14 protein-coding genes are annotated in these 19760 nt (G+C 71.3%); 8 read left to right on the top strand and 6 right to left on the bottom strand.

Going from position 1 to position 19760, the window contains the following annotated elements; translation table 11 throughout:
• Positions 1-19: 19 nt before the first annotated feature.
• Complete coding sequence (locus AC0KTA_RS24870) at positions 20-670, top strand: superoxide dismutase (protein WP_481050442.1); 651 nt, start codon at positions 20-22, stop codon at positions 668-670.
• Between the two features lie 204 nt (positions 671-874).
• On the opposite strand, the gene AC0KTA_RS24865 is transcribed toward AC0KTA_RS24870, so the two are convergent.
• Entirely contained in the window at positions 875-1528 is a 654-nt protein-coding gene (locus AC0KTA_RS24865) for a mycothiol-dependent nitroreductase Rv2466c family protein (protein ID WP_481050441.1), read from the bottom strand.
• A 175-nt stretch (positions 1529-1703) separates the two neighbouring features.
• Between AC0KTA_RS24865 and pepN the strand changes: the two genes are divergently transcribed.
• Positions 1704-4319: an aminopeptidase N gene (gene pepN / locus AC0KTA_RS24860; protein ID WP_481050440.1), complete on the top strand. Its 2616-nt coding sequence runs from the start codon at positions 1704-1706 to the stop codon at positions 4317-4319.
• Between the two features lie 229 nt (positions 4320-4548).
• On the opposite strand, the gene AC0KTA_RS24855 is transcribed toward pepN, so the two are convergent.
• The gene (locus AC0KTA_RS24855; protein WP_481050439.1) at positions 4549-5625 is read right to left on the bottom strand and encodes a S1 family peptidase; all 1077 of its coding nucleotides are present in this window, start codon (positions 5623-5625) and stop codon (positions 4549-4551) included.
• Positions 5626-5944: 319 nt separating this feature from the next.
• Between AC0KTA_RS24855 and AC0KTA_RS24850 the strand changes: the two genes are divergently transcribed.
• The 3 genes from AC0KTA_RS24850 to AC0KTA_RS24840 all read left to right on the top strand — a co-directional run bounded on the left by AC0KTA_RS24850 (position 5945) and on the right by AC0KTA_RS24840 (position 10552).
• On the top strand, positions 5945-7027 hold the full coding sequence (locus AC0KTA_RS24850; protein ID WP_481050438.1) for a hypothetical protein: 1083 nt from the start codon (positions 5945-5947) through the stop codon (positions 7025-7027).
• A 409-nt stretch (positions 7028-7436) separates the two neighbouring features.
• Positions 7437-9233 (top strand): TIGR03767 family metallophosphoesterase, encoded by a 1797-nt coding sequence (locus AC0KTA_RS24845; RefSeq protein ID WP_481050437.1) that lies wholly within the window; start codon positions 7437-7439, stop codon positions 9231-9233.
• A gap of 113 nt (positions 9234-9346) precedes the next feature.
• Positions 9347-10552, top strand: a complete 1206-nt coding sequence (locus AC0KTA_RS24840; RefSeq protein WP_481056549.1) for a serine hydrolase domain-containing protein — start codon at positions 9347-9349, stop codon at positions 10550-10552.
• Between the two features lie 32 nt (positions 10553-10584).
• On the opposite strand, the gene AC0KTA_RS24835 is transcribed toward AC0KTA_RS24840, so the two are convergent.
• On the bottom strand, positions 10585-11031 hold the full coding sequence (locus tag AC0KTA_RS24835; protein WP_481050436.1) for an NUDIX hydrolase: 447 nt from the start codon (positions 11029-11031) through the stop codon (positions 10585-10587).
• 110 nt (positions 11032-11141) lie between these two features.
• Here AC0KTA_RS24835 and AC0KTA_RS24830 point away from each other — a divergent pair, with 110 nt between their 5' ends.
• Together AC0KTA_RS24830 and AC0KTA_RS24825 are read left to right on the top strand one after the other, a co-directional pair.
• Positions 11142-11723, top strand: a complete 582-nt coding sequence (locus AC0KTA_RS24830) for a CGNR zinc finger domain-containing protein (protein WP_481050435.1) — start codon at positions 11142-11144, stop codon at positions 11721-11723.
• Between the two features lie 219 nt (positions 11724-11942).
• A complete protein-coding gene (locus AC0KTA_RS24825) occupies positions 11943-15296 on the top strand; it encodes a S8 family serine peptidase (protein WP_481050434.1) in 3354 nt (1117 codons plus the stop codon).
• An 82-nt stretch (positions 15297-15378) separates the two neighbouring features.
• Here AC0KTA_RS24825 and AC0KTA_RS24820 read toward each other — a convergent pair whose 3' ends face one another.
• The 3 genes from AC0KTA_RS24820 to AC0KTA_RS24810 all read right to left on the bottom strand — a co-directional run bounded on the left by AC0KTA_RS24820 (position 15379) and on the right by AC0KTA_RS24810 (position 18507).
• A complete protein-coding gene (locus tag AC0KTA_RS24820) occupies positions 15379-16884 on the bottom strand; it encodes a M28 family metallopeptidase (RefSeq protein WP_481050433.1) in 1506 nt (501 codons plus the stop codon).
• Positions 16885-17167: 283 nt separating this feature from the next.
• Entirely contained in the window at positions 17168-17980 is an 813-nt protein-coding gene (locus tag AC0KTA_RS24815; protein WP_481050432.1) for a hypothetical protein, read from the bottom strand.
• Positions 17977-18507 (bottom strand): RNA polymerase sigma factor, encoded by a 531-nt coding sequence (locus tag AC0KTA_RS24810; protein WP_481050431.1) that lies wholly within the window; start codon positions 18505-18507, stop codon positions 17977-17979. Before AC0KTA_RS24810 ends, AC0KTA_RS24815 begins: the two co-directional genes overlap by 4 nt.
• Positions 18508-18714: 207 nt before the next feature.
• On the opposite strand from AC0KTA_RS24810, the gene AC0KTA_RS24805 reads away from it, so the two are divergent.
• Positions 18715-19734 carry an aspartate-semialdehyde dehydrogenase gene (locus AC0KTA_RS24805; RefSeq protein ID WP_481050430.1) on the top strand — a complete coding sequence of 340 codons (1020 nt, stop codon included), beginning with the start codon at positions 18715-18717 and terminating at the stop codon, positions 19732-19734.
• The last annotated feature ends 26 nt before the right edge of the window (positions 19735-19760 follow it).

Raw genomic sequence — 19760 nt, 5'->3', positions numbered from 1 at the left:
CACGTCGGAGGGCTCACTCATGGCCATTTACACGCTTCCTGAACTCCCGTACGACTACGCGGCGCTGGAGCCGGTGATCAACCCGCAGATCATCGAGCTCCACCATGACAAGCACCACGCCGCGTACGTGAAGGGTGCGAACGACACCCTGGAGCAGCTGGCGGAGGCCCGCGACAAGGAGTCGTGGGGCGCCATCAACGGCCTGGAGAAGAACCTGGCCTTCCACCTCTCCGGGCACATCCTGCACAGCATCTACTGGCACAACATGAACAGCCCGAAGGACGGCGGTGGCGGCGAGCCGACGGCCGCCGACGGCGTGGGTGACCTCGCGGACGCCATCACCGAGTCCTTCGGCTCCTTCGCCAAGTTCAAGGCCCAGCTCACCAAGGCCTCCGCGACGACGCAGGGTTCGGGCTGGGGCGTGCTCGCCTACGAGCCGCTCAGCAACCGCCTGATCGTCGAGCAGGTCTACGACCACCAGGGCAACGTCGGCCAGGGCTCCACCCCGATCCTGGTCTTCGACGCCTGGGAGCACGCCTTCTACCTGCAGTACAAGAACCAGAAGGTGGACTTCATCGAGGCCATGTGGCAGGTCGTGAACTGGCAGGACGTGGCGAAGCGGTACGAGGCCGCGAAGCAGCGCGTGAACAGCCTGCTGCTGGCTCCCTGACCCCCGCGGGCCTGTGCCCGCGTGAAACGTCCTGCCTCGTGATCGTCTTCTCAACCTTCATGCGGGCAGGCGGATAAAGGAAAGGCCCCCGTGAGGACGTGACTCACGGGGGCCTTTTTTTGCGCCTAAACCGGCGCCGCTCTCGCGGAGGTGGTTGCTCGCCGCTTGGGTTGCTCAATTAGTGGCTGCGGTGCGTCTCGGTTCTCAGTCGAAAATGGGGTCCTGGGTGCGCGTGCGCTTGATTTCGTAGAAGCCCGGCGTGGACGCCACGAGGAGCGTGCCGTCCCAGAGCTTGGCCGCGGCCTCGCCCTTGGGGGCGGGGGTGACGACCGGGCCGAAGAAGGCGATCTGTTCGCCGTCAGCACCGGGGACGGCGATGACGGGCGTGCCGACCTCCTGGCCGACCTTGTCGATGCCTTCCTTGTGGGACGCGCGCAGCTGTGCGTCGTACTTCGTCGACTCCCAGTGGTCCATGAGCGAGGCGGGCAGCCCGACCTCGTCCAGGGCGGCTGCGACCGCTTCCTTCGTGACGCCCTCGCCGCGGTTGTGGATGCGGGTGCCCATCGCCGTGTAGAGGTCGCCGAGCACCTCCGGGCCGTGCTCCTCCTGGGCCGCGATGGCGACTTGGACGGGGCCCCACGACTTGCCACCGGGGAGCATGTTCTCGCGGTACTCCTCGGGCAGCTCGTCCAGTTTGTCCTCGTTCAGGACGCCCAGGCTCATCACGTGCCAGCGGACCTCGATGTCGCGCACCTTCTCGACTTCGAGCACCCAGCGCGAGGTCATCCACGCCCAGGGGCACAGGGGGTCGAACCAGAAGTCGACCGGGGTCTTGCCGCTCGCAGCGTTCTTGGACATGTCTCTCCCTAGGGAATCCGTTCGTGACCTGGCCGGGAAACGTCGGGGGTGTGCCGGGGCATTCCCGGATGTCCGCCGAACGGGCCGCGTGCGAGGATCAGAGGCGTTCGGACGAGCCATGCGATCCATGGACGAGTCATGCGGTCCATACGCGAGCCACAAGGGAGTGCAGCCCGTGCCCGGTGAGAATCTGTCCCGCGACGAGGCCCAGGAGCGGGCCGCACTGTTGTCCGTCGAGGGGTACGAGGTCTTCCTCGACCTGCGCTCGGCAGTGGGCGACAGCGACGGCGACGAAGGGGCGCCGCGCACGTTCCGGTCGGTGACGACCCTCCGCTTCCGCTGCGCCGAGCCGGGTGCCACGAGCTTCGCCGACCTGATCGCGCCGAGCGTGACGGCCGTGTCCCTGAACGGCAAGGACCTGGACCCCTCCGAGGTCTTCGACGGCTCCCGCATCGCCCTCGAGGACCTGCGCGAGGAGAACGAGCTCGTGGTGGACGCCCAGTGCGCCTACAGCCGCACGGGCGAGGGCATGCACCGCTTCGTCGACCCCGAGGACGGCGAGGTCTATCTCTACACGCAGTACGAGCCCGCGGACTCCCGCCGCGTCTTCGCCAACTTCGAACAGCCCGACCTGAAGGCCCCCTTCCGCTTCTCCGCGCAGGCGCCGGAGGGCTGGACGGTGTGGAGCAATGGTGTCGGCGAACTGACCGACGGCGTCTGGAAGTTCGCCGAGACCAAGCCGATCTCGACGTACATCACGGCGGTCGTCGCGGGCCCTTATCACTACGTGACCGATTCCTACGAGCGCGTCCTGGAGGACGGCACCCGCCTGGAGATCCCGCTCGGCGCGATGTGCCGCAAGGGCCTGGCCAGGCACTTCGACGCGGACGACGTCTTCCTCGTCACCAAACAGGGCCTGGACTTCTTCCACGACCACTTCGACTACCCGTACCCCTTCGGGAAGTACGACCAGGCCTTCGTCCCGGAGTACAACCTGGGCGCGATGGAGAACCCCGGCTGTGTCACGTTCCGCGAGGAGTTCATCTTCCGCGGCAAGGTGACCCAGGCGTCGTACGAGCGGCGGGCCAACGTCATCCTGCACGAGATGGCGCACATGTGGTTCGGCGACCTCGTCACCATGCGGTGGTGGGACGACCTGTGGCTCAAGGAGTCCTTCGCCGACTTCATGGGCTCCTTCTCCATGGTCGAGGCGACGCGGTTCACCAGCGGCTGGATCACCTTCGCCAACAACCGCAAGGCCTGGGCCTACCGCGCCGACCAGCTCCCCTCCACCCACCCCGTCACGGCCGACATCCGCGACCTGGAGGACGCCAAGCTCAACTTCGACGGGATCACGTACGCCAAGGGCGCCTCGGTCCTCAAGCAGCTCGTGGCCTACGCCGGGCGGGACGCCTTCCTGGAGGGCGCCCGGCGCTACTTCAAGCGGCACGCGTACGGCAACACCCGCCTCGGCGACCTGCTCTCCGTCCTGGAGGAGACCAGCGGCCGGGACATGACGGCCTGGTCGCGGGCGTGGCTGCAGACCGCGGGCGTCAACTCCCTCACCCCGCAGGTGATCCTGAACGCGGAGGGCCGCGTCACGGAGCTGGCCGTCGTGCAGGAGGCCGCCGGCCCTGTGCATCAGTCGGCTCCGCCGACGGGCACCGCTGAACTGCGCCCGCACCGCGTGGCGGTGGGTCTGTACCGCCGGGAGACGGGCGGCGCCCTCGTGCGGTATGCCCGCGCGGAGGTCGACGTCGAGGGCCCGCGGACCACGGTCGCCGAGCTCGCCGGGGCCGAGGAGCCGGAGCTGGTCCTGGTCAACGACGACGACCTGACGTACTGCAAGATCCGCTTCGACGAGACGTCCCTGGCCACGCTCCGCGAGCACCTCGGGGACATCACGGACCCGTTGGCCCGCGCCCTGTGCTGGTCGGCGCTGTGGAACCTCACGCGGGACGCGCTCATGCCCGCGCGGGACTTCATCGGCCTCGTCCTGCGCTTCGCCGGCCAGGAGTCCGACATCGGCGTGCTCCAGATGCTGCACGCCTGGGCGAGCTCCGCCCGCACGCACTACGCCGCGCCCGACTGGCGCGAGGAGGGCGGCCGGGCGCTCGCCGAGGGTGCCCTGCGGGAGCTGCGCCTGGCCGAGCCGGGCAGCCAGCACCAGCTCACCTGGGCGCGGTTCTTCGCCTCCATGGCGTCCTCGGCGGCCGATCTCCAGCTCCTCCAGGGGCTGTTGGACGGCACGGCCAAGATCGACGGTCTTGAGGTGGACCAGGAGCTGCGCTGGGCGTTCCGCGGCGCGCTCGCGGTGCACGGCGCGGCGGACGAGCAGGCGCTGGCCGCCGAACTGGCCCGCGACGACACGGCGTCCGGCAAGCGGCACCAGGTCCGCTGCCTGGCCGCGCGGCCCTCGGCGGCGGTCAAGGCGCAGGCGTGGGCCTCCGTGGTGGAGTCGGACGCGCTGTCCAACGCGCTGGTGGAGGCGACCATCGCGGGCTTCCAGCAGCCCTCGCAGCGCGAGCTGACCGCTGCGTACGCACCGAAGTACTTCGAGGTGATCGAGCGGGTCTGGGCCGAGCGGTCCATCCAGATCGGCATGGACGTGGTGCGGGGCCTGTTCCCGCATCTCCAGGGCAGCCGGGAGACGCTGGACGCGGCGGACACCTGGCTCTCCGGGCACGAGCAGGCGCCGCCTGCGCTGCGGCGGCTTGTGCTGGAGGCCCGGGATGATCTGGCGCGGTCCCTGCGGGCGCAGGACTGCGACGGGGCCGCGGGCCGCGTTTGAGGGGTAGGTGGGCCCGGGGGTGCCTGCCCCCCGGGGCCCCCGATCGTCGCGCTGCGCGGTGGTCTTCAATGCGTCGCGCCGCTGTGCTTGATCTCAGAGCATCGCGCTGCGCGCTCGTCCTCAAACGCCGGACGGGCTAAGACTTCGCCGAGCGGGCCGTCAATGCCCGCCCGGCGTTTGAGGGAGTGCACCCGCGATTTGAGGGAGCGCACCCGCGACGGGCTGTGCGTCAGCCGATCTGTGCCCCGTAGCGGGACAGGGCGTCGGTGACCGGGGCGAAGAACGTGGTGCCGCCACTGGAGCAGTTGCCGCTGCCGCCCGAGGTCAGGCCGAGGGCGCTGTTGCCGGCGAACATCGCGCCGCCGCTGTCGCCGGGCTCGGCGCAGACGTTGGTCTGGATGAGGCCGTTGACGGTGCCCTGCGGGTAGGTGACGGAGACGTTGAGCCGCTGGACGGTGCCGCCGTGCAGTCGGGTCGTGCTGCCGCTGCGCTGGACCTGCTCGCCGACGACGGCCGTGCGGGCGCCGGTGATCTGCTGGGCGCTGCCGTTGTAGAGGTTGACCTCGCTCGGGTGCGCGACGTTGGCGGTGTACTTCACGATCGCGTCGTCACGGCCGGGGAAGCCGTAGTCCTCGACCGTGCCGATGGCCGAGCCGCCCTGGGTCTCCGACCAGGTGCGGCCGGCGAGGGCGGCGCAGTGGCCCGCGGTGAGGAAGTACGGCTGGCCGTTCTTGACGACGTTGAAGCCCAGCGAGCAGCGGCCGCTGGAGGAGTAGATGGCGTCGCCGCCGCGGATGAGCGTGCTGAACTTTCCGGGCGCCCGCTGGAGGACGGCCTTGCCGTCCTGCGCGGCGACGTCCTTCTTCAACTGGCCGAGGGCGGCGCCCTTGACGGTGCTGTCGGCGGTGACGACGACCTTGTTGGTGCGGGGGTCCACACCGCGCGAGGTGCCGGGGACGGCGCGCTCGCCGAGGGACTTCTGGGCGGCCTTGAGCTCGTCCTGGGAGTTCTCGACGAGCCTGGGCTCGGCGCCGGCCTCGCGGACCTGGCCGGCCGTGGCGCTGTCGAGGACGTTGACGACGAGCTTCTTCGCCGAGGCGTCGTAGTAGGCGCCGGCGGTGCCGCTCTTGAGGTCGGCGGACAGGGAGTTCGCGAGCTTGCTCGCCGCCGACGAGGTGAGGGTGTCCGGGGTCGGGGCGGGCGTGGCGGCGCTGGTGTTCGCCATCGTCAGGGTGCCCGCGACCAGCGCGGCGACACCGACTCCGGTGATGGTCAGGCGTCGCTTGCTCGCTCGTTGGGTGCTCACTCAGTACCTCCATGGGGGGATGGACCGATCAAGTGGGGTGCGGTCCTCGGGAGTTACCGGTGTCCGGCGCGGGCGCGCCTCAGGGATTGCCCGGCTTACGTCGCGTCCATGCCAAACATCGGGCTGAGTATGACAACGGTGTCCCCCGCCCACAAGAGGGCATCGCATGACCGCGCACGCCCCCGGGGCGCCCGCGCGCACCCCGAACCAGCCATTTTCGGCCCTCGAACGCCCGTACTTTAGGACGGGGTTGTCCAGTTATGTCGACGGGACTGTAACAGCGGTTAGCGGTCCCGTCGGGCGCGGGAATGGCCCCGGCATGAACCACAACACCCCACTCTCTCCCCGCCCCCTGTGTCACTTGACCACCTCCCAACGCCGCGTCATGAGCGCGGACCAACTGCGCGAACACGGCGTCTCCAGCGCCACCACCACCGCACACTGCCGGCCCGGCGGCCCCTGGCAGCAGCTGCTTCCCGGCGTCTTCCTGCTCCACCCGGGCCCGCCGACCAGCGAGGAACGGCTGCACGGCGTGCTCCTGTACGCCGGCCGGCCCCCCGCCAAGGAGGCCAGGACCATCCCCGCGCAGCCGGGCCCGGGCGAACAGCACGCCGCGTACGCGGACGCGATGATCACCGGGCTTGCCGCGCTCGCGCTGCACCGCTTCTCCTCCGCGCCCCCGCTGCTCTCCCTGGACCGCATCGACGTCCTCGTGCCCCGCACCCGACGCCTGCGCTCCACCGGCTGCGCCCGCCTCGTCCGCAGCCACACCCTGCCGACTCCCCAGCAGATCACCGGACTTCCGGTCGCCCCGGTGCCGCGCGCGCTCGCCGACGCGGTCGCGCTGCTCGCCGAGGCGGGCGCGGTCAGGCGGCTGCTGACCGAGGCGGTGCGCGGCGGGCACTGCGAACCGGCCGCCGTGGTGAAGGCGTTGAACAACGCGCGGCTACTGGCCCGGCCGCACGTCGTGGACGCCGTGGACTCACTGCTCGCCGAGGGGCGGGCGATCGCGGAGGACCGCCTGTACGCGCTGGTCCGCGAGCACGGGCTGCCCGACCCGCTGTGGAACGTCGACCTGCGGCTGCCCGGCGGCCCGCACCTCGGCGGCGTCGACGCCTACTGGCCCGAGCACGCCGTCGCCGTCGAACTCGACACCCGGGCGCCGCGCCAGGGCGAGGACGGCACCGGCGCCTCGCTGGTCGAGCGGAGCCGGGAGCTCGGCGAGTGGTCCGAGTACGCCCGCAAGCGGGAGCACTTGGAACGGCTCGGCATCACCGTCGTCCACCTCACCCCGAAGAAGCTCCGCGACGCGGCGGAGCAGCAGGCCACGGTCGTGCGGACGGCGCTCATGGCGGCGGCCGACCGGGAGCCGGCGGCGTACGTCGTCGTGCTGCCCCGATAGCGGGCCACTGCGCGCGTCCGCAGGAGGGGAGTGCGGGGGCGGAACCCTGGACGGCGGGGTTCCGCCCCCGCACGCGTGACGTCCGCCGCCCCGTACGCGTGATTTCCGTCGCCCCGTACGCGTGCCTCCCGCCGCCCCCGTACACGGGTCGGGGAGGCCCTGGCAGGGCCCCCTACCCCCGCAGATGAACACGGAGTAACCGCCTCCCCACCCCCCAACGAGCACCGCGTGCACACGCAGGGCAGTCCCAGATCCACTTACGGTGATCGGCGCTGCGCGTTGTGGCGACGTTAACGCGCAGGCCACCCCCGCTGCCAACGATCCAGTACGAGCGGGAAGTCCGCCGGCGAACCACTGCCCGGGCCTCCCGCGACCACTGCCGACGCGTTCGCAATCGGGGAGACGCGCCATGCCGCGCATACGCTCTGTCGCCACCGCAGCAGCCACTGCCACCGCCTCCGCCACCACGTCCGCCGTCTCCACGGTGAACCGCCGCGCGTTCCTCGCGGCGACCGGCGCCGTCTCCCTCTCCGCGGGCGTCGGATACGCCCTGGGCCCGGGAGCGGGCTCCGGCAAGGCCGCCCCCGCGGCGGCCGCCCCGGTGCCGATGTCCCGCAGGGCCCCCTCCGCCCCGCTGGCCCCGTACCGCTCGGGCACCACCCTCGCCACGGTCGCGGCACCCCGCGGCACCTCCGGCTACCGCCGCCTCGGCGACGGTCCGGCCTGGGACCGCGTCGTACGCGGGGACCTGGCCGCGGCCAAGCCGGGCCGGGAGTCCCGCCGCACCCCGCTCGCCGCGTTCGTCCAGTTCACCGACCTGCACCTGGTGGACGTACAGCACCCGCTCCGCTACGAGTACTTGCGCGCCCAGACGGCCAGCGCCTGGCGCCCGCAGGAGGCCCTGTCCGTGGCCGGCGCCGCCTCGCTGGTCGAGCAGGTCAACGGCTTGCGCGGGGCGCCCGCCACCGGCGCGCCGCTGCACTTCGTCATGACGACGGGCGACAACACGGACAACAACTCCCGCAACGAGCTGGACTGGTTCCTGAAGGTGATGAGCGGCGGCCGCGTCACCCCCAACTCCGGGGATCCGCGCCGCTACGAGGGCGTACAGGACAGCGCCCTGAAGCTCTACTGGCAGCCGGACGCCGCCCTGCGCGACGCCGACAAGAGCGTCGGCTTCCCGCACCTGCCCGGCTTCCTGGACGCCGCGATCCGCGAGGTCAACAGCCCGGGCCTGAACCTGCCGTGGTACTCCACGGTCGGCAACCACGACGGACTGCCCGGCGGCTGCTACGCCCCCGGGGACTCGTACTTCACCGAGTTCGCCGTCGGCGGCAGAAAGCTGATGTCGCTCGACGAGGCGCGCGGCGCGGCCCTGTGGAAGAACGTCAAGAAGGGCAACGACCCGAAGGGCGCCGTCTTCAGGGACCTGCTCAAGTCCGAGGCCCGGCACATGCGTTCCGTCACACCGGACGAGGGCCGCGCCCCCTTCACCCCCGCCGAGTACGTCAAGGCCCACCTCGACCCGGCGCACGCGGGCCGCGGCCCGGTCGGCCACGGCTACACCGAGGAGAACCTGGCGGACCGCACGCAGTACTACTCCTTCCGCATCACCGATGACGTCCTCGGCATCAGCCTGGACACCACCGACCCGGGCGGCCACTACGAGGGTTCGCTCGGCACGGCCCAACTGCGCTGGCTGGAGCGGCAGCTGACGGAGGTGGAGAAGAGCGGCGATGCCTCGTACGTCATCGTCTTCAGCCACCACACCAGCAAGTCCATGCGGAATCTGCGCACCGACCCGAACCACCCGCGCGAGTCCCGGCACGGCGGGGACGAGGTCGCGGCACTCCTCGGCCGGCACCGCTCGGTGCTCGCCTGGGTGAACGGCCACAGCCACAAGAACGCCATCACCCCGCACCGCACCGGACACGGCTCCTTCTGGGAGGTGTCCACCGCCTCGCACATCGACTTCCCGCAGCTCGCCCGGGTGATCGAGCTGGTCGACAACCGCGACGGCACGCTCTCCCTGTTCACCACCCTCATCGAGTCCGCCGCCCCGCACCGCACGGACTTCACCGACCTGTCCCAGACCGGCCTCGCCGCGCTGTACCGCGAGCTGTCGTTCAACGCCCCTGGCGCCAAGCCCACGTTGGGCGGCGAGCCCGGCGACCGCAACACGGAGCTCATCCTTCGAAAGGTTTGACATCCGCTCACTGCGAAATCCGCTCACTGTGACAACGACCTTCCGGGCTCGGCGTCGTTCGCCATAACAGCAGCCGACACAGGAGGTAGGGCGTCATGAGCGAAGAGACGAACATGAGCGAAGAGACGAAGCCGAGCAGTGGGCAACGCGGGCCGGTACGCAGGTCATTGGCCGGCGCGGCTGTCGTGGCGGCCATGGCGGTGGGGGCCCTGATCGCCCCCGCTGTCGCCACACCCGCACCCGCACCCGCTTCCCCCGCCACCGACCACAACCACGAGCGCACCCGCGCCGCCATGAACGCCACCGTGCGCGGCGGCGTCCCCGGGATCACCGCGCAGGCGCGGGACGAGCACGGGCCCTGGAACGCCGCTTCCGGTGTCGGTGATATGCGGGAGCAGACCCCGCGCGGCGCCCACGACCGCTTCCGCACCGCCAGCATCACCAAGAGCTTTGTGGCGACGGTGGTGCTGCAGTTGGAGGCCGAGGGGAAGCTCGACCTGGACGACAAGGTGGGCGAGTGGCTGCCCGACGTGGTCGAGGGAAACGGTCACGACGGTGACAGGGTCTCACTGCGGCAACTGCTCAACCACACCAGTGGGATCTACGACTACGCCGACGACCCGGGCTTCGTCCGCATGTTGTCCACGCCGGAGTTCTTCGAGCACCGCCACCGCACCTGGTCCCCGCACGAACTGGTGGCGGTGGCCATGGGGCACAAGCCGGACTTCGCGCCCGGCAAGGGCTGGCGCTACTCCAACACCAACTATCTGCTCGCCGGCCTGGTCATCGAGAAGGCCACCGGGCATCCGTACGGCGACGAGATCCGCCGCCGCGTCATCGAGCCGCTCGGCCTGCACGCCACCTCCGTGCCCGGCACCGACCCGGCCGTCCCCGACCCGAGTTCGCGCGCGTACTCGAAGCTGTCCGAGAAGCCGGAAGGCCGCACGTACGACGTGACGGAGATGAACCCCTCCGCCGCCGGCGCGTCGGGCGAGATGATCTCGGACGCGGCGGACGTCAACCGCTTCTACTCGGCCCTGCTGCGGGGCCGGCTGCTGCCGGAGAAGCAGCTCGCCGAGATGAAGAGGACCGTCCGGGCCGAGGGCAAGGAGGCGGCAGGCGGCCGCTACGGTCTCGGCCTGCTGCGGCTCGAACTTCCCTGCGGCACGGTGGTCTGGGGCCACGGCGGCGGCATCCACGGCTCCCAGTCGCTGGCGCTGACCACGACGGACGGCCGGCACGCGCTCACGTTCAACTTCAACGGCGACTGGGCGGGAGGCCAGGACCGGATCGTGGGCGCGGAGTTCTGCCGCAAGTAGGGCCGGGGGCTACGGCAGGTGGCCTGCCGGGGTTACGGCAGGTGGCCGTGGGGCGGGCGGGCCCGCCAGAGGGAGAGGCCCACGTCGACCAGGCTCACGCGGTCGAGGGCCGGGACGTCGTCCAGCGGATGCCACGCCGCCCGGTCCGTCGACCCCGCCGTCTCGTGCCGTAGCGTCCCGCCCGTCACCCGCCCCTCGTACACGATCCGTACGCCGTGGAAGTCCGCCACCGCCCCGAGCCGCCGTGGATACCGGCGCCGCAGCGAGTCCACGCCGAGCAGCGCGACCGGCTCCACGGTGTACCCGGTCTCCTCGTCGGCCTCCCGGATCACTGTGTCGTACGGATCCTCCCCGTGGTCCATGCCGCCCCCGGGCAGCGTCCACCGTTTGCTGCCGTCGCCCGCCACCCACCGGGCGAGCAGCACGGACCCGTCGCGTACGCATACGGCGTAGGCCGCCACCCTGAGCTCCTTGTGCACGGGCCGACGTTAGACCCCGTACACGAGATAGGCACGTCCCGTTGCCCGGGCAATGGGTGGACTTCAACCAGTCACGTACTCTTTAGTGGTTAGCACCGAAGGGAGCCCCCATGTCCGCCGCACCCCCGTCCGACCCCCGTCCCCTCACCGGTGAGCCCCTCTCCCTGGACCTGCTCAACACCCGCTGGATGTGGGACGGCGCCCGGCAGGATCTGCTCGGCGGGACCGGCGGGCTCAGTGACAGGGACGGGCTCGCCGTCTGGCTGCGGGCGAACGGCCTCGATGGGCGGTTCGCCGCCGACGAGCGGACCCTGGAGCAGCTGCTGCGCGCCCGCGACGCCCTCGCGGGCCTGGTCGACCTGCCGGGCAAGCCGGGCGGCGATCCCGTCGCCGTCGCCCGCGTCGACGCCGTCCTCGCGCACGGCCGCGTCCGGGCGACGCTGACGCCGGCCGGGCCCGGCGAGGAGCCGGAGTTCGAGGACCCGTCCTGGGGGCCCGCCTGGCTCGCGGCGCGCGACTATCTGGAGCTGTTGTCCCGGGCGCCCGACCGCATTCGCGGCTGCGCCCACGAGGCCTGTGTCCTGCACTTCTTCGACACCTCGCGGAACGGCACGCGCCGCTGGTGCTCGATGGCCGTGTGCGGCAACCGCGCGAAGGCGTCCCGGCACTACGCCCGCTCGCGGGAGGGATAGCCCCGCCCCGGCCCTATACGGCGCGCGGCCGCCAAGTCCCGTTATGCGCCGCCTTGTTCCCGATGGCGTATGGCGGAAGTACGCCACCGGAGCATCCCGTCCCGGGCAACTCTCCCCAAACAGGCACCCCTTACGTAAAGCTGAGCGGTCATCCGGCCCCGTATTCCGGACCCTCGCTATATCGGCTCGACCAGCCGATCTTTACGTACAGGGATGCTGATGACCCTCGATCCACGACGCGCGCCGATATCCGGTGCGAGACCCTCCGACCGCGCCGCCCGCGGCGGACGAGGCGCCCGCCGCACCGCCCGCCTCGCCACCGCGATAGGCGTGGCCGCCGCCCTCAGCGCGGCGGCCCCGCTCCCGCTGGCCTTCGCCGCCGACACCCCCTCCCCCGTCCCGTCCGCCCCGGCCCCCAAGGACGCCGCCGCCAAGCTCGGCCCCGCGGACGCAGAACTGCTCGCCGACGCCAAGGCGGACGGCGACAAGACCGTCACGATGATGGTCGCCACCGCGCCCGGCGCGACCGAGCAGGTCGCCGAGGAACTGGACGCCGTCAAGGGCGGCTCCGTGGGCCGCACCTACGACAAGCTCGGCTACGTCCGCGCCGCCGTGCCGACCGCCCGCGCCGACGCCGCCATCAAGGCCGCCTCGAAGCTCTCCTCCGTGCACGCCATCGACCTGCGGCACGAGATCAAGCTGGACGACCCGAGGCCGGGCGGCGCCAAAGCCGCCGGCTCCGCGTCCGCGCAGGGCCGCGCCGCGTATCCGGCGCCGGACAAGAACACGCCCGCCAAAAACCCGTACAACCCGTCCTTCGAGACGGGCGCCGTCGACTTCGTGAAGAAGAACCCGAAGGCGGACGGCCGCGGCATCACCATCGGCGTCCTCGACTCGGGCGTCGACCTCGGCCACCCGGCGCTGCAGAAGACGACCACCGGCGAGCGCAAGATCACCGACTGGGTGACGGCGACCGACCCGATCGTGGACGCCGACGGGACCTGGCGGCGGATGACGAACCCGGTGTCCGGGCCCACGTTCACCTTCGACGGCGACACCTGGAAGTCCCCCGCGGGCTCCTTCCAGATCAGCCGCTTCCGTGAGGCGGCCACCACCGGCGGCGACGCCAAGGGCGACCTGAACCGCGACGGCGACACCACGGACACCTGGGGCGTCCTGTACGACCCGGCCGCCGGCACCGTCCGCGTCGACCTGAACGGCGACAAGGACTTCACGGACGACACCCCGATGAAGCCCTACGGGGACAAGCACCAGGTCGCCTACTTCGGCAAGGACGACCCGGCCACCGACGTCGCCGAGCGCGTCCCGTTCGTCGTGGAGATCCGCAAGGACGTGCCGACCGACCCCTACGGCGGCGACTGGGTCGGCAAGAAGGCCGACTTCGTGAACATCGGCCTCATCGAGTCCGAGCACGGCACGCACGTCGCGGGCATCACGGCCGCCAACAAGCTGTTCGGCGGCAAGATGAACGGCGCCGCCCCGGGCGCCAAGCTGGTGTCCTCGCGCGCCTGCACCTGGTCCGGCGGCTGCACCAACGTCGCGCTCACCGAGGGCATGATCGACCTCGTGACGAAGCGCGGCGTCGACATCGTCAACATGTCGATCGGCGGCCTGCCCGCGCTCAACGACGGCAACAACGCCCGCGCCGAGCTGTACAAGCGCCTCATCGACACCTACGGCGTGCAGCTGGTGATCTCCGCCGGCAACTCGGGCCCCGGCGCCAACACCGTCGGCGACCCCGGCCTCGCCGACAAGGTCGTCTCCGTGGGCGCCGCCATCTCCAAGGAGACCTGGGCCGCCAACTACGGCTCCGAGGTGACCAAGAAGTACGGCATGTTCCCGTTCTCCTCGCGCGGCCCGCGTGAGGACGGCGGCTTCCAGCCGCTGGTCACCGCGCCGGGCTCGGCCATCAACACCACGCAGACCTGGCTGCCGGGCTCCCCGGTGGCCGAGGCGGGCTACCAGCTCCCGGCCGGCTACTCGATGCTGCAGGGTACGTCGATGTCGTCGCCGCAGGCCGCGGGCGCGTCCGCGCTGCTCCTCTCCGCCGCGAAGCAGAAGCGCGTCGAGCTCTCCCCGGCGAAGCTGCGGACCGCGCTCACCTCGACCGCGCACCGGATCCCCGGCGTGCAGGCCTACGAGCAGGGCACCGGCCTGATCGACGTCGTGGACGCCTGGGACGCCATCAAGGGCGGCGCGAAGGCCCATGAGTACACGGTCAAGGCGCCCGTCGACACGGCCCTGGAGCAGGAGCTGAAGAAGCCCGGCACCGGCCTCTACGACCGTGAGGGCGGCCTGAAGGCGGGCCAGAAGAAGACGTACAACGTGACGATCACGCGTACGTCGGGCCCGACCCGTCCGGTGCTGCACAAGCTGGGCTTCGCCAATAACCACGGCGGCACGTTCCGGCTCCTCGGCGACGACGACGTGTTCCTGCCCCTGAACAAGGCCGTGACCGTCAAGGTGCAGGCCAAGCCGGAGGCGGCGGGCCTGTCCAGCGCCGTGCTGACCGTGAACGACCGGCGCACCCGCGGCATCGACCACCAGATCATGACGACGGTCGTCGTCGCCAAGGACCTCGCCAAGCCCTCCTTCACCTTCGAGGCCTCCGGCTCGGTGCAGCGCAACGCCACCAAGTCGTACTTCGTGACGGTGCCGAAGGGCGCGAAGACCCTGGAGGTCGCGCTCGGCGGTCTCAAGGACAAGAGCCAGACGCGGTTCATCTCCGTCCACCCGTACGGCGTCCCGGCCGAGTCGACGTCCTCGCTGGTCTGCTACCCGAACTTCCCGAACCCGGACAACACCTGCCGCCCCGACCTGCGTTCGTACGCGAACCCGACACCGGGCGTCTGGGAGATCGAGGTCGAGTCGCGCCGTACGTCGCCGCTGCTCGACAACCCGTACAAGCTGGACGTCGCCGCGCTCGGCGTGACCTTCGACCCGGCGACGCAGAAGGTCGCGGAGGCCAAGTCCGGCCAGGCCGCGCCCGTCACCTGGAAGGCGACGAACCACTACGCCGCCGTCGACGGCAAGCTGAAGGGCGGCACGCTCGGCTCGGCCGCCACCACGCGTCCCACCATCAAGCAGGGCGAGACGCAGACCACCACGGTCGAGGTGCCCGCGGGCGCCGAGCGGCTCGACGTGGCGATCGGCTCCACCGCCGACAGCGCCGCCGACCTGGACCTGACGGTCCTCAAGGACGGTGTGCCGGTGGGCAGTTCGGCGGACGGCGACTCGGAGGAGTCGGTGCGCCTCAGCAAGCCGGCCGCGGGCACGTACACCATCGAGGTCGCGGGCTACTCCATCCCGTCGGGATCGACCGCGTACGACTACCGTGACGTCTTCTTCGCCGCCTCGCTCGGCAAGATCAAGGTCGACGAGACGAAGACGGTGAAGCTCGCCCACGGTGCCTCCGCGGACGTCTCGGCGGAGGTCGTCGCGGACGCGCCCACCGCCGACGGGCGCGTGCTGTTCGGCGAGGTGAACCTCCTGAACGCGCGCGGGTCCGTCGCGGGCACGGGCAGCGTGACGGTGGAGAAGGTCACACCGTAGCGCTGACGGGCCGTAGTACTGACGGCATGAGAACGGGGGCGGGCACCAAGTGCCCGCCCCCGTTCGGCTGTTCAGACCGGCGTCAGCCCTTCAGGGACCTGAGGTCATGCGCGTACGTGCCCACCGCGTGCGCGATCACGTCGATGTTCGTCGCGAAGATCTTCCGGTCGATGTTCTTCAGTGTGTCGCCCGCGCCGTGGTAGTTGGGGTCGTACGGCTGTCCGGCCGTGCCGCCCGCCTTCGCCGCCTGCTCCTCGGTCTTGAGGCCCTCGGCGCCGGTGAAGGTGCCGCCGGCCGGGATGCCGTTGGCGATGAACGCGCCGTAGTCGGAGCGGCCGTCGAAGTCGGTGCCCCAGTGCGGGACCTTCTTCTTGTCCAGGAAGCCGTTGATCAGGCCCTCGATCTGGGCGGAGCCCTCCGGGCCCGGGCCCTCGCCGGTGTTGTCGGAGTTGTCGCCGTCGTAGACCAGCTCCGCCCCGTTCGGCGAGCCGATCATGTCGAAGTTCAGATACAGCTTGATGTTCTTCTTCTGCCGCGCCGACAGCGACTTGACGTAGTGGTCCGAGCCGAGCAGGCCCAGCTCCTCGGCCGACCACCAGGCGAAGCGGACCTTGTTGGCGGGCTGCTTGCCCGGCTTGCGGGTCTCCTTGGCCAGCTTCTCGGCGACCTCGATCAGACCGGCCGAGCCGGAGCCGTTGTCGTTGATGCCGGGGCCCTCGTGCACCGAGTCGAGGTGCGCGCCGAGCGCCACGACGCGGTCGGCGCGGCCGCCGCGGGTCTCGGCGACGACGTTGCGGGTCTTGTGCGGGACGGCCTTGGTGGCGACGTCCACGGAGAGCTTGACCTCGCCCTTGGCGAGCTGCTCGGCCAGCTTCTCGCCCTCGGCCTTGGTGATGCCGACGGCGGGGATGTGCGCGTTCTCCGGGACCTCCAGGTTGCCCTTGACGGGCTGGTCGCCGGAGTGGTTGTAGAGGACGAGGCCGATGGCGCCCGCCTTGGCCGCGGCGGCCTCCTTCTCGGCGAAGGTGCAGGCGCCGCGCTTCACCAGGGCGATCTTGCCGGTGAAGGTGTCGGACGTGTAGTCGTCGGCCTCGCAGCCCGGGGTGTCGTCGACGCGGGCGGCGGCGAGCGGGGCCTGGATGCCGCCCTCGGGCGTCGACTTGCTGAAGTCGAAGGCCACGGCGTTCAGCTTGCGCGCCTCGGGCGACAGGACGCTCGCGCCCTCGCGCACGGTCTGCGACTCGTAGAACGTGAAGTTCTGGTACGAGACCTTGTAGCCGGCCTTCTTCAACCGGTCGTGGACGTACTTCGCGGAGGCGTCGTAGCCCTTGGTGCCCGCGGCGCGGTTGCCGCCGTGGGCGTCGGCTATCTGCTGGAACTTCTCCAGGTGACGGTGGGCGCTCTTGCCGGTGGACTTCTTCACCAGCTTCTCGGCCAGCTTCTTCGCCTTCTCGGCCTGGCTCGGGTGGTGCTTGGCCTGCCGGGGAGCGTCCTGGGCGCCGGCCGGGGCCGCGGCGGCGAACAGGACGGGGGCGGCGACGGCCGCGCTGAGCAGGGCGGCCGTGGTCCGGCTGCGGGGTGCGCGCACGGAGGTCCTTCCATGGGTGGTCAGTGACCATGGGTGGTCGGTGATCTGCGTCGGTGATCTCCGTGGGCCGGTACGTCGCACGTGTGCTGCGTACGCCGATGATCACCGGCGAGCGGTGGAAGGACCGTAGCCCGGCGAAACCCCAGTTCAGAAGGGTCGCCGAGGGTTGCAACCGCGCCTTCACGCAGTTGTCACCGGAACTCAGTACTCCGCTGCCGACCGGAATCCGACACTCCGCGCGCGGCCGGGGCTCAGCACTCCGCGGGCGGCGGGCAGCCCGGGTTCAGCACTCCATCCCGCGCGCCCCGGGCAGCGCCTTCTCGATCCACTTGCGGTCCTTGGCGAGCTGCTTCCCGGTGGACCAGATGTCGGGCGACGCCTTGCCCTCGGGGATGCCGATCAGTACGTGGTCCCCCGCCCGCAGCCGCGGGTCCACGTTCACGTCCATCACGAACGTGACCTGCCGCTCCCCCTTGGCGGGCTTGTAGTGGCGGGACACGTCGAGCGTGATCCGGTCCTGCGTGCCGCCGGGCAGCGCCGCCACGCGCGCCACGGTGCCCTCGACGATGAGCCGCGCACAGGCGACGTAGCCCTCCGGCGACTGCTGCGCGTCCTCGGCGGCGCCGGAGTCCTCCTGGGCCGGGCCGCTCCCCTGCTCCTGGCTCGGCGCGCCCTTCGCGGTGTCCGCGCCCGAGCCCATGCCGCCGTCCCCGGTCCCGCTGTCCACCCCGAGCCAGACCACGCCGCCGAGCAGACCGGCGCCGAGCGCGGCGGCGAGGGCGAGGACGGCGCGGCGGCGGGCGGCGCCGGGTTGCCGGAAGGGGGCGGCGGGGGGCAGGGCAGGGGTGGGCGGCGGGAGGGGAGCGGCCCGGGTCTCCGTCTCCGTACGCTGCTCCTCCGTATGCTCCGTACGCTGCGCCAGCGCGTCCCCCACGATCCTGAGCTGCTCCCGCAGCAGGGCGACGTCGGCGACGGCCGCGGCGTGCTCGGCCATGAACCGCTCGTCGCCGCGCGCCGCCGCGGGCACCGGTGCGTCCGTGACCGCCAGCGTCAGCGCGTCGACGGCGTCGTACGGCTCCTCGTGCGCCACGGTCACACCACCTCTCCCTCGTGCAGCCGCGTGCGCAGCATCCGTACGGCCGCGTGCAGCCTGCTCTTGACCGTGCCCTCCGGGATGCCCAGTTCGTGCGCTATGTCGCGGACGGGCAGGTCGGCGTAGAAGCGCAGGACGACGACCTGCCGCTGGCTGTCGGGCAGCTCGTCGAGGCCCTGGGCCACCGCGAGGGAGAGCACGCGCGACTCGGCGCCGTCCTCCTCGGGCTCCCCGGGGCGCAGCGCGGCGAGCCGCTCGCCGAGGCGTTCCTGGCGGCGGCGGGCGCGGTGGTAGTCCATGGCCCAGTTCGAGGCGACGACCGCGGCCCAGGCCGAGACGTCACGCGGCGCCTGCTGCCCCTTCGCCGCCCGCTCCAGGAGCCGCAGCCTGACCTGCTGCACCCCGTCCTGGAGTTCCCCGTGCGGCACTCCGCCGAGCGACAGGACGGCCCGCACCCGGTCCTCCTGTGCCGGGCCGAGCGGGTCGGCCGCCTCGGCACGGCGTGGCGCCCGCGATTTTCTGCGCAGCAATGCCCTCCCCCTCCTGCGTTTCCCCTACGACGCCGGCGGGGGCGGAAACGTTCGCCTCCCCCGTCGGCGAATGTGGCGGCCCGCACCGCCGGCGACTGTGGCGTCCCGCACCTCGGACAATGGATTGGACAAGTCGGTCGTGGACAGACGCATCATGGAACGGCAGCGGCACCCGTCGCCGCGCGGGCAACTACGGAGGAAACCCCTGTGAAGGTCGGAATCGTCGGAGCCACCGGTCAGGTCGGCACGGTCATGCGCAAGATCCTCGCCGAGCGGAAGTTCCCCCTCGACGAGCTGCGCCTGTTCGCCTCGGCCCGCTCGGCCGGTTCGGTCCTGGACGGCGTGACGGTCGAGGACGCCTCGACGGCCGACTACACGGGCCTGGACATCGTCCTGTTCTCCGCGGGCGGCGCCACGTCCAAGGCGCTCGCCGAGAAGGTCGCCTCGCAGGGCGCCGTGGTGATCGACAACTCCTCGGCCTGGCGGCGCCACCCCGACGTACCGCTGGTCGTCTCCGAGGTGAACCCGCACGCGATCGCGGACCGCCCCAAGGGCATCATCGCGAACCCGAACTGCACGACGATGGCCGCGATGCCCGTCCTCAAGCCGCTGCACCTGGAGGCGGAGCTGACCTCGCTGGTCGTCGCCACCTACCAGGCGGTGTCCGGCTCCGGCCTCGCGGGCGTCGAGGAGCTGTTCGAGCAGGTCAAGAAGGTCGGCGAGGACGCGCCGAAGCTGACGCACGGCGGCGACCAGGCCGAGTTCCCCGAGCCGGACAAGTACGTCGCGCCGATCGCGTACAACGTCCTGCCGATGGCGGGCTCGATCGTCGACGACGGCCTGAACGAGACCGACGAGGAGCAGAAGCTCCGCCACGAGTCCCGCAAGATCCTGGAGATCCCCGGCCTCAAGGTCTCCGGCACCTGTGTCCGCGTCCCGGTGTTCACGGGCCACTCCCTCCAGGTCAACGCCCGTTTCGCGCGGCCCCTTTCGCCGGAGCGCGCCACCGAGATCCTGTCCTCGGCGGAGGGCGTCGTCGTCACCGACGTGCCGACGCCGCTGGGCGCCGCGGGCCGCGACGAGTCCTTCGTGGGCCGCATCCGCGGCGACGAGACCGTCGAGAACGGCCTCGCGTTCTTCATCTCCGACGACAACCTCCGCAAGGGTGCCGCGCTGAACGCGGTGCAGATCGCGGAGCTGGTGGCGGCGGAGCTCGCGGGCGCCTGAAGCCCGGGTTCCGGAGGAGGCCCGGG

It is taken from the genome of Streptomyces sp. Y309 (genome assembly GCF_056712025.1).
The sequence above is the reverse complement of the archived record's forward strand: the minus strand, read 5'-3'. Positions and strand labels throughout refer to the sequence as shown.